The sequence below is a fragment of the Methanolobus halotolerans genome, from assembly GCF_004745425.1.
Classification (GTDB): Archaea; Halobacteriota; Methanosarcinia; order Methanosarcinales; family Methanosarcinaceae; genus Methanolobus; species Methanolobus halotolerans.
The window spans coordinates 1-14,273 of record NZ_PGGK01000016.1 but is presented as its reverse complement, the minus strand read 5'-3'; the positions used below and the strand labels follow the sequence as shown (position 1 = coordinate 14,273).

Annotated in this window: 11 protein-coding genes, 1 rRNA gene and 1 pseudogene; 10 read left to right on the top strand and 3 right to left on the bottom strand. The window is 44.9% G+C overall.

Annotated elements, in window-relative coordinates:
• Positions 1–142: 142 nt before the first annotated feature.
• The 9 genes from CUN85_RS11255 (at position 143) to cofE (ending at position 8,889) form a co-directional block, all read left to right on the top strand.
• A complete protein-coding gene (locus CUN85_RS11255; protein WP_135390415.1) occupies positions 143–1,114 on the top strand; it encodes a transcriptional regulator in 972 nt (323 codons plus the stop codon).
• Between the two features lie 59 nt (positions 1,115–1,173).
• The gene (gene purN / locus CUN85_RS11250; RefSeq protein WP_135390453.1) at positions 1,174–1,782 is read left to right on the top strand and encodes a phosphoribosylglycinamide formyltransferase; all 609 of its coding nucleotides are present in this window, start codon (positions 1,174–1,176) and stop codon (positions 1,780–1,782) included.
• A 53-nt stretch (positions 1,783–1,835) separates the two neighbouring features.
• Positions 1,836–3,068, top strand: a complete 1,233-nt coding sequence (gene glyA, locus CUN85_RS11245) for a serine hydroxymethyltransferase (protein ID WP_135390414.1) — start codon at positions 1,836–1,838, stop codon at positions 3,066–3,068.
• A 45-nt stretch (positions 3,069–3,113) separates the two neighbouring features.
• On the top strand, positions 3,114–3,980 hold the full coding sequence (locus CUN85_RS11240; protein ID WP_135390413.1) for a bifunctional methylenetetrahydrofolate dehydrogenase/methenyltetrahydrofolate cyclohydrolase: 867 nt from the start codon (positions 3,114–3,116) through the stop codon (positions 3,978–3,980).
• Positions 3,981–4,046: 66 nt separating this feature from the next.
• Complete coding sequence (gene folP / locus CUN85_RS11235) at positions 4,047–5,282, top strand: dihydropteroate synthase (protein WP_135390452.1); 1,236 nt, start codon at positions 4,047–4,049, stop codon at positions 5,280–5,282.
• Positions 5,279–5,890: a methylenetetrahydrofolate reductase C-terminal domain-containing protein gene (locus tag CUN85_RS11230; RefSeq protein ID WP_135390412.1), complete on the top strand. Its 612-nt coding sequence runs from the start codon at positions 5,279–5,281 to the stop codon at positions 5,888–5,890. Before folP ends, CUN85_RS11230 begins: the two co-directional genes overlap by 4 nt.
• Positions 5,891–5,984: 94 nt before the next feature.
• The gene (locus tag CUN85_RS11225) at positions 5,985–6,872 is read left to right on the top strand and encodes a methylenetetrahydrofolate reductase (protein WP_135390411.1); all 888 of its coding nucleotides are present in this window, start codon (positions 5,985–5,987) and stop codon (positions 6,870–6,872) included.
• Positions 6,865–8,112: a phosphomethylpyrimidine synthase ThiC gene (gene thiC / locus CUN85_RS11220; RefSeq protein WP_135390410.1), complete on the top strand. Its 1,248-nt coding sequence runs from the start codon at positions 6,865–6,867 to the stop codon at positions 8,110–8,112. Before CUN85_RS11225 ends, thiC begins: the two co-directional genes overlap by 8 nt.
• Positions 8,113–8,889 carry a coenzyme F420-0:L-glutamate ligase gene (gene cofE, locus CUN85_RS11215; protein WP_135390409.1) on the top strand — a complete coding sequence of 259 codons (777 nt, stop codon included), beginning with the start codon at positions 8,113–8,115 and terminating at the stop codon, positions 8,887–8,889. It begins immediately after the preceding gene.
• A gap of 39 nt (positions 8,890–8,928) precedes the next feature.
• Here the strand turns inward: cofE and CUN85_RS11210 are convergent, their stop codons facing one another.
• Together CUN85_RS11210 and CUN85_RS11205 are read right to left on the bottom strand one after the other, a co-directional pair.
• Positions 8,929–10,365, bottom strand: a complete 1,437-nt coding sequence (locus tag CUN85_RS11210; RefSeq protein ID WP_135390408.1) for a TrkH family potassium uptake protein — start codon at positions 10,363–10,365, stop codon at positions 8,929–8,931.
• Between the two features lie 1,037 nt (positions 10,366–11,402).
• Complete coding sequence (locus CUN85_RS11205) at positions 11,403–12,842, bottom strand: dihydrolipoyl dehydrogenase (RefSeq protein ID WP_135390407.1); 1,440 nt, start codon at positions 12,840–12,842, stop codon at positions 11,403–11,405.
• A 182-nt stretch (positions 12,843–13,024) separates the two neighbouring features.
• Between CUN85_RS11205 and CUN85_RS13560 the strand changes: the two are divergent.
• Positions 13,025–13,216: pseudogene (locus CUN85_RS13560) on the top strand (sodium-dependent transporter); the annotation flags it as partial.
• Between the two features lie 936 nt (positions 13,217–14,152).
• Here CUN85_RS13560 and rrf read toward each other — a convergent pair.
• Positions 14,153–14,273, bottom strand: a 5S ribosomal RNA gene (gene rrf / locus CUN85_RS11195).

Sequence of the window (14,273 nt, the reverse complement as noted above, 5' to 3'; positions counted from 1 at the left end):
CCTGATAACAATTAATGATTCCGCATGGTTAGAAGAACTCTGTAAAACGGAACAACATTGATAAAGTAACTACATTGATAAGTATATAATCAGCCCATTATAGATACATTTATATAGACTTGCAAACAAAGCCTATTTCGTAATGACGAAAGAAATTCTAATACATCAGATAGTCGATGTATTAAAACAGGCAGGATTTATCGTTTCAAAACGCTGCAATATAAGGCCCCGAAGTTTTGACCTAGCGGCCAGGAATGCAGAAACACTTCTTTTCTGTAAGGTGCTATACAATATTGACGGCCTTAATGAAGAGACAGCGAGAGAGATGAGATGTCTTGCAAGATACCTGCGGGGTTCTGCCCTGCTCGTCGGAGCAAAGACCAGGGACCAGATGCTTGAAGACAGTGTAGTCTATATGCGTTATGACATCCCTGCTGTCAGTGTCCAGACATTTTATGATTATTTTGTAGAAGACATGCCTCCGCTTGTCTCGGCTTCACCCGGAGGACTCTATGTATCCATTGACGGCGATGTACTAAAAGAAGCACGCCAGAAGGTTCCCATGTCACTTGGGTCGCTTGCCTCCGAGCTGGGAGTATCACGGCGGACGATAAGCAAGTATGAGGATGGCAATATGGATGCGTCTATTGATATAGTCCTCCACCTCGAGGAAATACTTGATGTGGCCCTGGCACAATCCATAGATCTGCTGCATCGCTTCGACAGACACGGCAGAATAGATATCGCGCCGGAAGAGATCATTGAAAAGCAAACGCCTGATGACGGCATATTGAATATGCTCCATACGTTAGGATATCAGGTAATGTCAACCAGCCAGGCACCTTTCAAAGCCATTTCAAAGAATACATCCGACACGCTGCTTACAGGTATCAGTAATTACAGCAGTGCAATGATAAAACGTGCCGACCTTATGAGCAGTATCTCCTGTGTGACGATGACGAAGTCTGTATTTATCATTAATGGAGATATAAAGACCCAGAATGTCGAGAATACCATCCTTATCGAGAAGAGAGAGCTCGATCGCCTATCCGGCACTGAGGAGCTGGCGGAGCTGATCGATGAGAGGACAAAAAAGACAAAATTAAAGACCTGACTTTTTTTAACCGGGCAATTCCAAAACCCTAATATATGGAAATCCCTTTAGGAGTAGCAATGACTATCAATATCGCAGTGCTTGTTTCAGGAAGGGGCTCCAATCTGCAGTCTGTGATAGACAGTATAGAAAGCGGGGATATCCAGAATGCAGCAATCAAGGTCGTTATCAGTGACATAGGAGATGCTTACGCTCTTGAGAGAGCCCGGAACCACAGGATATCCACCGTTTTTATAGATCCTTCATCCTTTGAGAATAAACAGGCCTTTGAGCAGGAAATATTGAGAGCTCTCAAAGGGCATGATATCGGACTTATACTTCTAGCAGGCTACATGCGTATCATGGGAAAGGAAATGATCAGGACTTACAGGAACAGGATAATAAACATCCATCCCGCACTGCTCCCGTCGTTTATGGGACTGCACGCCCAGCAACAGGCCTTCGATTACGGTGTGAAGGTATCGGGCTGCACAGTACACTTCGTCGACGAAGGTATGGATACGGGTCCCATAATACTCCAGAAATGCGTGCCTGTCATGGAAGATGATACGGCAGAGACACTTGCCGCACGTATACTTGAACAGGAGCATAAGATATTGCCCGAGGCTGTGAAACTTTTCGTTGAGGGTAAACTTAAAGTGGAAGGCAGGGTTGTAGTACACACATAATTTACATTCACTTACTCAATAACTTATTATCACGAATCTAACGGTTGATTGAAATGTCTTATATCTCGGAAGTTGACCCAGAGATCGCCGAAGCCCTTAAGCTTGAGGCGAACCGTCAGGATTACAAATTAAACCTGATAGCATCAGAGAACTATGCGAGCCGAGCAGTAATGGAAGCACAGGGCTCTGTGATGACGAACAAATATGCTGAAGGATATTCCGGAAAACGCTACTACGGCGGATGCGAATTCGTCGATATTGCAGAGGACCTTGCCATAGAAAGGGCAACGGCGATCTTCGGTGCCGAGCATGTAAACGTACAGCCACACTCAGGCTCCGGTGCCAATATGGCGTGCTATTTCTCAGTACTCAAACCCGGCGACACTATCATGTCCATGGACCTTTCACACGGAGGACATCTTTCACATGGAAGTCCTGTGAACTTTGCAGGCCAGCTCTATACTATAGTACCATATGGTGTTGATAAAGAAACCGAAGCTCTTGATTACGATGTACTGATGGAGATGGCAAAAGCTGAAAGACCGCAGATGATCGTCTGTGGTGCTTCAGCATACTCAAGGACGATCGATTTCAAGGCTTTCCGGGAGATCGCCGATGAGGTCGAAGCATACCTGCTTGCAGATATAGCCCACATCGCAGGACTAGTTGCCGCCGGAGAACACCCCAGTCCGGTACCTTACGCAGATTTTGTCACAACCACAACCCACAAGACCCTCAGAGGTCCAAGGGGTGGAATGGTCATGTGCAAAGAGGAATATGCAAAGAACCTGAACAAAGCAGTGTTCCCTGGAATCCAGGGAGGGCCGCTCATGCATGTTATCGCAGCAAAGGCCGTTGCATTCAAGGAAGCTATGGGAGATAAGTTCAGGACAGACCAGCAGCAAACAGTGAAGAATGCAGGTGTTCTTTCAAAGGAATTGCAGGACAATGGTTTTGACATCGTTTCAGGCGGAACGGACAACCATGTCATGCTCGTGAACCTGAACAAGTTCGACATTACAGGAAAGGATGCAGAGGCAGCACTGAGCAAGGCTGGTATCGTACTTAACAAGAATACTATCCCGTTCGAAACAAGGAGTCCGTTCATCACAAGCGGAATCAGGATCGGCACACCTGCGACAACGACCAGAGGAATGAAGGAAGAACAGATGAGAGAGATTGCAGGATACATCAGCGAAGTCATCAGCAATCTCAAAGACGATACAGTCCTCCATGGTATCAGCTCTGATGTCGAGCAGCTTTGCAGCGGATTCCCCATATATTGATCGAAACGCAATCCTTATTGGGAAAATATCACAGAGGCTTGCATAATGCCAGAAGAGAACTACGATTCCAGGAAGATAGACGGGAGAAGCCTGTCGAAGAAATTGGAAGAGCAGATAGGAAAGGGAGTTGACCAGATCCAGACGGAAAATGGCATCACCCCCGGACTTGCAACAATACTTGTAGGAGCGGATCCCGCATCCAGAATGTATGTTCGCCTGAAGCACAAGGCTTGCGAAAGGGTCGGCATACATGCAGAGGACCACAACATGCCCGGGCACACCACCCAGGAGCAACTCATACAGCGTATATGGGAGCTCAACACAAGGGAAGACATACATGGAATACTCCTGCAGCTACCCCTTCCCGGCCATCTTGATGAAAAATCTGCCATGTTTGCCATCGACCCTGCGAAGGATGCCGATGGTTTCCATCCGTACAATATGGGTAAGCTCCTCATAGGTGAGGAGGGTCTTGTACCCTGTACTCCCAAAGGTGTCATCAGGGCACTGGAAGAATACAACATACCGATCCAGGGTAAACACGCAGTTGTTGTGGGACACAGCAACGTCGTAGGAAAACCCATGGCAGCGATGCTGATAAACAGGAATGCAACTGTCTCTGTGTGTCACGTATTCACTGACGACCTGAAAAAATATACACCCGATGCAGACATACTTGTTGTCGGGACAGGCGTCAAGCACCTTATTAAAGCAGACATGGTAAAGGAAGGTGCGGTCATCTTTGATGTTGGCATCACAGAGGAGAATGGCAAGGTATACGGCGATGTTGATTTTGATAACGTTGTTAAGAAAGCCTTGCTCATAACCCCGGTTCCCGGAGGAGTTGGTCCCATGACTATCGCTATCCTCATGGAGCATGTGCTTATGGCAGCAAGGAATAGCATATTATAAGTACACTTGTCTTTTTAACAGAATATTGTTCACCCTATAACAGAATTGATCCTACCAGGTTTAATGATGGTTGTCGATGTTGACATATGTGGCTTAAAGGTTGGCGATGAGCACCCAGTGCGATTAATGGGTGTCATCAACCTCAGCAAGGAATCCTTTTACAAAGGTTCGGTCGTTAGTACTGATTCTCTTCTTGATGTTGCCCATAAGATGGTGGCTGACGGTGCAACCATACTGGACATAGGTGCCCGTTCCACATGGCCCCTTGCAAGACCGGTCATTGGAGAGGAAGAAGAACTGAATCGCATGATACCAGCACTGGATATCCTAAGAGGCAATACGGATGTACTCATTTCAGTGGATACAGTATATTCGGGCGTTGCGGAAGAATCCCTGAAGCACGGTGCAGATATCGTCAATGACGTATCGGGATTTACCAGCGACCCGCATATGATCGATGTTGTGGCAGATTATGATTGCCCTGCTGTTGTAATGGCATCCAGGGAATTTCCCGGAGACCCTGTCGGAATGGATGCCATCATGGAATCTCTTGCGAAGATAATTGCCAGAGCTGACTCCAGAGGAATGGATACTGGTAAACTCATACTTGACCCTGCTATCGGGAAGTGGTTTTCCGATAAGGACCCGATATATGATTTTGAAACCATGGACCAGTTCGAGAGCCTGAAGGTTTTCGAAAGACCATTGCTTGCAGCAATCTCAAGAAAGTCATGCATCGACGCAGTGCTGCATAAGCCGGCAAGCGAAAGGCTCTATGGAAGCCTTGCTGCAACGGCAATAGTTGTGCACAAAGGAGCACATATCATAAGGACACACGACATTACTGAAACAAGAGATGTTGTCGAAGTTGCAAGGGCGATGAGAAAGAGACAGCCCATCGTGAGATCCGGAAACTTCGAGGTGTCCGTTATCGATATAATCCACCCTGATGATGCCGAGTACATCATGAAGGGCATGGGTGTCACGGGTACCGGTGCGAAGGTCATGAAGAACAAGACAGTTAGCAAGGTAATACGGGTGAACAATATCACCACCACCGAGGCTCTTATAATCAAGCAGGAGATACTGGCCCGGGGAGGAGATGCTGCCCTTGAGCGTGAAGCTGTGTCCCATGAGACTGCAAAGACAGATGTTCTCATTATAGGTACGCTCCTGCAATTAGGGAAACTGGTCCGCAAACTCTCATTCCAGGCGCGCAACCTCCCGCTCATCGCAGAGATGATAGCAGAGGCCCTTGAGAATGATATGGACGTGGAACATCGTTATCAGAGGGAACCATGATAATCTCATCTGCAAAACCCTTTGAAGAGATAATTGAACTGTTAAAGGACGAGGACGACATCTTCATCATTGGCTGTGGTGCCTGTGCAGCAAAACTGCATGTGGGAGGAGAGCCGGAAGTGCTGAATATGTATCGGCTCCTTGAAGAAGCAGGAAAGCATGTGGTGGGATGGTATGTCCCAAGCGCTGCCTGCAGCGTGGCATCTTTTAGTTCGCTCATGGAAAAGAATCCTTCCATAAAGGAAGCAAGGTCCACCCTTATCATGGCATGCGGCAGTGGCGTTTCTATTATAGCAAGAATGTCAGACATACCTGCCTATCCTTCGAACAACACGAAGTCCTTGGGAGGACTTTCACAGGGAGAGGTGGTCTCTGAACTCTGTGCCATGTGCGGGGATTGCAAAGTCTACTATTTTGGTGGAATCTGTCCCAAAGGCCAGTGCCCGAAGCAGCTTCTTAATGGTCCCTGTGGAGGATCTATTGAGGGGGAATGTGAAGTGCACCCTGAAAAGGACTGTGTATGGGAACTTATATACAAAAAACTCCAAAAGATGGACAGGCTTGACCTGCTGGAAAAGATATGGACAATTGAAGAGATAGAACCGTGACTATTTGAACACTCTGAATTCTTCTACTGAACTTACCATAAATTAATTCTTTACTGCGATGATTTTAAAAACCGGACCTGCATATAATCCCTCGATGTCCCAGACATTTAAAAATAAACTTATATCAGACGATTTTCTAATCACAGCAGAGGTCAGCCCGCCGAAGGGAACGGACCTCAGTGAATCTATTGCTGATGCGGACATAATCCGGAACTGGGCAGATGCCCTCAATGTCACGGATAACCAGCGGGCGGTCATGCGGATGAGCCCTGTCGCAGTTAGCAAGAATTTACTGGATGCAGGCCATGAGGTCATTATGCAGCTAACATGCAGGGACCGCAACCGGCTTGCACTGCAGTCAGAACTTCTGGGAGCCTTTGCGCTGGGTGTCAGGAATATGTGTGTGATGACAGGAGATCATACCACAAAAGGAGATCATCCGGGTGCAAGACCCGTTTATGACATGGACTCGGTGCAACTCCTAGATATTATCCGAAGAATGAAAGAAGGTCATGACCTTGCAGGTAACGTTATAGATAAACCGCCTGCTTTCACAGTCGGGGCAGTTACGAACACCGACCCCTCAAAGAACATGCAGATGATGAAGCTGCGGAAAAAATCAAAGATGGGACTTGATTTTATCCAGACACAGGCGGTTTACGATATAGGGCAATTTGAAGCATTCATGGAAGCGATCGGAGATATTGAAGTTCCTGTAATTGCCGGGTTAATCCCGCTCAAATCTGCAAAAATGGCGCATTTTATGAACGAGAACGTTCCGGGCATCAATGTTCCTGCTGAAGTAACACAAAGAATGGCAAATGCTGAGAAACCGATCGAAGAAGGTATATCCATATGTTCAGAGGCTATAAATGAACTAAAAGAACTCTGCCGGGGAATCCACATAATGCCTATCGGAAAACATGTAAATACCCCGAAGATACTCGAAATAGCTGGCATCAGGAAGAAGAATAATGATTAAAACGCAAATCGATCATGCAAAAGATGACACCCTCACACCTGAGATGCGGGAGGTTGCAATAAAAGAGAGGATCGAAGAAGGACTTGTCCGTGAAAGAGTTGCAAACGGCAGCCTTGTTATAATGACACGCAAAGGATGTCCGCCTGTTGCCATAGGCAAGGGTGCATGCACTAAAATAAACGTGAACCTTGGAACATCTTCGGCCTTAATTGACCCTGGTTCCGAGATTGAAAAGGTAAAAATTGCACAGAGATATGGTGCTGCCACCATTACAGACCTGTCAATGGGAGGAGATATCTCCGCAATCCGTAAATTAGTCTTCGAAAACACCGAACTTCCTGTTACGACTGTCCCTGTCTACCAGACCATCGTCGAATGTGGCATGGACAATGTTACCTTTGATGATATCCTTTCATATCTGGAAAAACACATAGATGAGGGTGTAAGTTCAGTACTTCTCCATTGTGTCGAAAGAAAGATGCTTGAAAGACTGAAAGACTCCGGGAGAGTTATGGGCATGGTATCCAAGGGAGGTTCCTTTACCAGCAGTTTCATGCTGCTCAATGATTGTGAGAATCCTTTCATAGAATATTTTGATGAGATAATGCAAATACTCAGAAAAAACGATGTCGTGCTTTCGCTTGGAAATACCATGAGAAGCGGATGCATTCACGATTTGAAGGACGGTGCGCAGCTGATGGAGATCGAAAAGAATGCAGAACTTGCAAAAAGGGCCAATGGTATGGGCGTGCAGGTGATCATCAATGGCATGGGAGGGCATATCCAGGCATCCGAAATCCCTGAATCCGTAAGCTTGTACAAGGAAAAAGCCGATTTCCCTTTATTCGTAGCCGGCCCCCTGCCAACTGATATTGCTGTCGGGTACGACCACATAGCAGGCGCTGTAGGTGCAAGCATTGCCAGTGGAGCAGGCGCAGACTATCTCTGCTATATTACACCGGCAGAACATCTGTCCCTGCCAAATCCCCACCAGGTAAAAGAAGGGCTTGTTGCATTCAGGATTGCAGCCCATATTGGAGATTCCATAAAATACGGTTTAAGTGATAATGATCTCATGCTTGCCAGAAAAAGGGCTACTTTTGATTGGAGAGGACAGGCAGAACTTGCAATTGACCCTGACAAACCGGCTCAGATGTGTCCTGAGGAGGGGCCCTGTTCAATGTGCGGGGATTATTGCGCTATAAAGATAATGAAAAATTACCTGTCAGGAGACAACTGAATGCAGGTTGTTCATCCGTCTTTGCGGATGTTCGGTATAAGGACCCCGCTCATCAGACCCGGGGACAATATTGTTGATATACTGATAGATGCCCTTGAAAAACAGGGAGTCGAACTTCAGGACAATGATATCCTTGTCATTGCAGAATCACCGCTGGCGACCTCAGAGAACCGCCTGGTCCGTCTTGAGGACGTAGAACCCTCAAAAAAAGCGGAAGAACTTGCACTGGAATATCAGCTGGATCCGCGGGAGATGGAACTTATCCTGCAGGAATGCGACGAGATATTCGGCGGAGTCCCCGGTGCCGCACTTACAATTACAGACGGAACCCTGTCCCCGAATGCAGGTATTGACAGTTCCAATGCCCCGGAAGGATACGTTGTGCTGCTTCCCGATGATCCACAGGGGAGCGCTGAAGTAATCCGCAGGGATATAGAGAAACGCTGCAGATGCCACGTAGGAGTAATCGTTGGTGACAGTCGTACACAGCCCCTCAGACTCGGATGTGTTGGCATTGCCCTTGGAAGCTCCGGTATAGTACCTGTGGAAGATGTCAGAGGTTCGGTGGACCTTTTCGCAAAGGAGATGAAGATTACCCGAAAAGCTGTTGCCGATAACCTTGTTTCCGCAGCCCAGTTACTTATGGGAGAAGCCGGGGAAAGCATCCCCGCAGTGCTTATCCGTGGAGCACCGGTGCAGACGACAAAGGAATCTGTGGGAATGCCACTTTTCTCACCAGACGAGTGCATGTATTACAGCAATATCAGGAAACAGTAGAAACCTGTTTTTCTGTAATGGCCATTTCCATATTTCTCATCAATTTTTCCAAAAAGCAGGCAGCAGCAGCACTATGACTGTAAACACTTCAAGCCTACCTATCCACATGTTCGCAATCAGAATCAATTTACCTAGATCAGGGATGGCGGCATAACCTTCAATGGGACCTACCAGACCAAGGCCAGGTCCTACATTACCAAGAGTTGCAATAGAGGCGCTCAATGAAGTTATAAAATCCATTCCCAGAAGGGAGAGCAAAGTAGAGCTGGCAAAAAAAATCATTATATATACCACCATAAAAGACACTATCGAATTAATGATGCCCTCCGGAACCATCGTGCCATTCAGACGAACCGGCGTGACGGCCTTTGGATGAATCGTTTTGAAAAGTATGTTGTTCGCATGCTTTAACAGAAGGAGTAAACGCACGGCTTTAACTCCCCCGGAAGTGGAACCCGCGCATCCGCCTATGAACATCAACAAGAATAGTATGAACCTTGACGAGTCCGGCCAGAGATTGAAATCAACTGTTGCATAGCCTGTGGTCGTAAGGATTGAGACCACGTGGAAGCTGCTGTACCTGAAGGCATCGATAAGAGAATAGACATCCGTCCTGAAGAGCGTGTAGGCAAGAACAAGGCTTGCAGATACGATTATTGAAAAATAGAACTTGAACTCCTCATCCATGAATATATTTTTCCGGTCAGTTAATAGAAATTTGTAATGCAAGGCAAAATTCACACTACCCAGAAACATGAAGAAAAGCAATATCATCTCGACAACAGGGTCATTGAAGGCTGCTATGTTGAAGGAATAAGGAGAGAAGCCAGCACATGATATCGACGTGAAGGTATGAGTAATAGCATCATAAGGTGACAGGCCTGCCATGATGAGGACAATGAATTCAACAATTGAAAGTACAAAGTAAATGAGCCACAGGTTCTTAGCCGTCTCCCTTATCCTGGGATGCAGTTTCTCTTCTTTGAGTACCGGGACTTCCGCGCGGAACATCTGCCTTCCTGCAACCCCGATCTTTGGCAGGATGGCGATGAACAACATGATAATACCCATACCACCCAGCCACTGAGTCATGCTTCTCCAGAAAAGAAGGCTTTTACTGTGACTTTCAATATCTGTAAGTGCGGTTGCTCCAGTGGCTGTCACTCCTGACATGGATTCGAATAAGGCGTTTATCAGGGGTACGCCTTCAAGCATATAAGGTATGGCGTAGAACACTGCTGCAACAAACCAGGTTGATGCAACAATAAAAATCGCTTCCTTATTATTCCATTCTTTTTCCTTTTCCTTAAAGAAAAATGTAAGCAGATAAGCAAAAATGAGTATAATCGTAAGAGGAACAGCGAAAACATACAATGGTTCTCTGAAATATAAAGCCACCAGTAATGGGACAAACATAAACCCTGCAAGCAGCCAGGATACCGAACCTAAGGTTCTTAGAACTACATAATATCTCATAAGTGATATCCAATACGTTTTATATTATACATGTAGAGGTAGATGAGGATATTGCCTTTGGGGCTTTAGTACTCTATGCTATTAATAAATTTCTTACTTAAAATCAATTAATTATTTTTTATAGAATTTCTACCGAGACGGATTAATCAATTTATTCCCTTCACTTTTTTATTGGCAATCTGCAACACAAGAACACTTTTTGAAATTAATAGTATATAGACTAAAATAATAAATTATATATACAAGTGCTTTGCAAGGAATATGCAACAGGTACAGTGTAAAAGTGTCACACATGTTGAGGTTCATAAATGTATGGACGGATACTCTTGGCAAGTGAATCCTTTATTACAATACTACTCATTTCCTACCTTATACCTGTGGTTTTGCGGAAGAAAGAACAGGGAGATATCCCATACCGGATGGAAGTTCATTTTGGCAGGTTTCACATTAATGACTTGGGTTACACCGTGGATTCCTGTGATGATATCTGGTTCATTGAGTGATATGTTGAAAGTACGATACTTGAGCTGATTTTAGAGAACATATTCGGAGAAATACTAAGCTTTAATGCTTGCATATTGAATAATAAGCTGGGCACCCACTGTTTCAAGCACAGAAAGACTGAAAAAGGAGGTATAAAGACATCGTATTGTACGGGATGAACTGGGAAAGAAGACATCCATACTTAGCAGACTCCTGAATCCCATTCCGGAAATGGTCTTTTTCAAGGATAACAACGGTAAATATTGTGGTGCAACCCGTCTTTTCAGAACATGCAGCTTAAGGACAATTTCCGGGTTGAGAGTGAACCCGGAAAAGGATCATCCTTTATCATCGAGTTCCCTATGTCAAATTAAAGAAAGAACAACGGAGCATACAAGCTCCGGAATTTGAATACGAGTATTCGGGTTTGGAATATCCGCACCGGCTCATGATATTATTTGAGATCCAGAGCAATTAGAAGAAATAAAAGTGTTAGCAGAGAATTAATCTTTAAGGGATACCAACGCTACATTGAACCAGAGTATTGATCGAGCTCATTGATTTTCATTTTCCTCTAAGCCAAGACCTTGCATGATCATATGATAATCGCTGACATGCATCCTTGAGTAAAAAGCTCTTTTGATGACCTCGCTCAAGGAAGGATGGATATCCATTGCGTGCATTATCGGATCGGCGTTCTGGTCAGCGGTATACATGACAGGGATAATTTCATGGATGAGTACGGAAGCATGTGGTCCTATTATATGGGCGCCCAGTATTTTCTGGGTCTCTGTTTCAAGGATAATTTTCACAAACTCATCCTGAAGAGCCATTGCAATACCTTTTGCAGTCTCGTCAAAACGATAGAAACCTATTATAATGTTCTGTTCACCATAATCCTCTATGGCCCGGGCTTCACTCATTCCCACACCCGCTATCTCAGGATAGGAAAAGACAGCATGGGGAACTGCATGATAGTCAGCCCTGGCCTTTTTTCCAAGCACGGCGTTATAGTAGACCACTGTGGACTCATGGTTTGCAACATGCTTGAAAAGATATTTTCCCGTTGCATCCCCGAAGGCCCAGACATTCTTTGAGGATGTTTCCATGTGCTTGTCCACTTTTATCCATCCCAGGGCATCTGTCTCAATGCCAGCCTTTTCCGGTTTCAGGACGTCGGTGTTTGGGGACCTTCCGGTGGCGACTAGTATCTCACTGGCAACGATCTCTATCTCTTCACTAGTCTCGCGGTTTCTGGCAAGGATATTTTTTCCTGCATCTGATGAAGTTACTTCAAGAACCTGGTAATTCGTAAATATATCCATGTAGTCCGACATCATCCTTTTTGCAAGGATGGAGATCTCAGGCTCTTCATTTGGCAGGAAAAAAGGGTTCCTTCCTATTATCGTTACCTTTGAACCCATGGAAGAAAAGAAGTGCCCGTATTCGGCGGCAATATAACCACCGCCGATTATTGCAAGACTTTTGGGGAGATCGTCCAGGGAAAGTACAGAGTCACTGGTAAGATAAACGAGCTCTTCAAGACCCCTGACCAGCGGTATTGCAGGCTTTGAGCCGATACTTAGAAAGATCATCTTTGCAGTGATGGTTTCCTCACCGGCTTTCAGCGTATATGGAGCTACGAATTCGGCTGCTTCCCTGTAATAATCGATCCTATGGTTGTAGGAGTAGCCTTTTTTTATAGCTTCGATGTCTTTTGAGATAGAAGATCTCATTCTTTCCATTACAGCCTTGAAATCAATACTTTCTATATTCACCTGTATGCCGAAAGTATGCGCTTTCTGGATGTCCCTTGCAAGTTCTGCCGGATAGAGTAGCATCTTTGAGGGTATGCAACCACGTGTCAGGCAGATGCCTCCGGGTTCGTCCTTGTCCACAACAGCTACTTTGAGATCCGGGTTCGCTTCCATCATCGGATAAACATAGTTCGTTCCGGAACCCGTGCCGATTACAATAAGGTCGTATTCTTTCATGTGATACCACAGTAAATATTCATTATGAGTATTAGAGCTCATCTGATTTTATTATTTGTTGGTCCGAAGAGATCTTGCTCATAAAATTAAAATAAGAACTGGTAGTCTAAATAAATATATTTAGCAATGTCATCTAAATAAATCATAACCTGGGAGAAAAACGATGTTAGAAAAAAGGCAGTATACAAAGGGAGCAACTTGCAACCAGGCTCGGATTTCTTCTTATATCGGCAGGATGTGCCATAGGCCTTGGAAACGTATGGAGATTCCCTTTTATTGCAGGAAAATACGGTGGAGCGACTTTTGTAACAGTGTATCTGGCATTTCTGCTTTTACTCGGTCTTCCAATCCTTATAATGGAATATGCAATTGGCAGGGCCGGGAGACTTAACATAATGGGGATGGGAGAGAAAAATGGCTGCAGTTATCAATACTATCGGCATCTTCCTGCTGTCTTTGCCCTGTATTCTGGGTTTCACAATCCTGAAATGGATAGAACCCTTCGGAAGCTGAACCGGTATAATGGATCTGGAAGACTTTGTTTTCAGTAACTGCATCCTTCCGATTGGTGCATTGTCCTTTGTACTTTTCTGTGCCTCCAGGTTCGGATGGGGCTGGACAGTTTCATACATGAAGTGCTTAGGAAAAGGAACAAGGTTCCCGTTGTGGATTAGACCTTATATCAACTTTATTTTACCCGTGGTAATTCCGTAATAATGATAAAAGGATGGCTTAAAGTCCTATGATTATAAAAGAGGGGATATAAAAAACATAAATAAATAACCATAGTCAATTCACTGGACATTATATATCCAGAAGTGTATGGTTATTGCAGGAAAGCGACTACAAAAGATATCCAAGCTCTCCTGTACAGTGAGGCGATCATTTCTGCTGTTTGCCCTGTCGATTTCATAACGAAAAAATCAAATATATCGCTGTCAGCATTATAAACAAAAGTTATTTTTTCTCTCCATAATTAACCCAATAATTATACGGACCTATTAACAAAGGTACACAACCATTTTCACGAAAAAGTAACAAGGGTCGGTTGACCCCATTACTTTCGAACGAGAGAGAAACAAAGAGTGAACGTATTTAATACTATAAAGATGCTTTTGACTATATAATTTGAAAAATACAAATGCAGAGCTCTGTTTTGGATATTAATTCCGGAGACTTATAGAGATAAATATGATGCATGATTTAGAGAAATCTATGAATTACTAAAACAGAATATAGAACCTTATCAACAACAAAGCTGTCAGCATGCATATAACAACCAGAAAAGTAGTAATAAGTAATAGTAAGTGAGCCAGCAGCGATCCGTAGTTCCCGAAGGCTCTCGCACTTCAGTACAGTATGGAACGCGGGCAGGCTTATCTTCTGTGTTCGGGATGGGTACAGGAATTGCCCTGCCGCTATGGCCGCCAG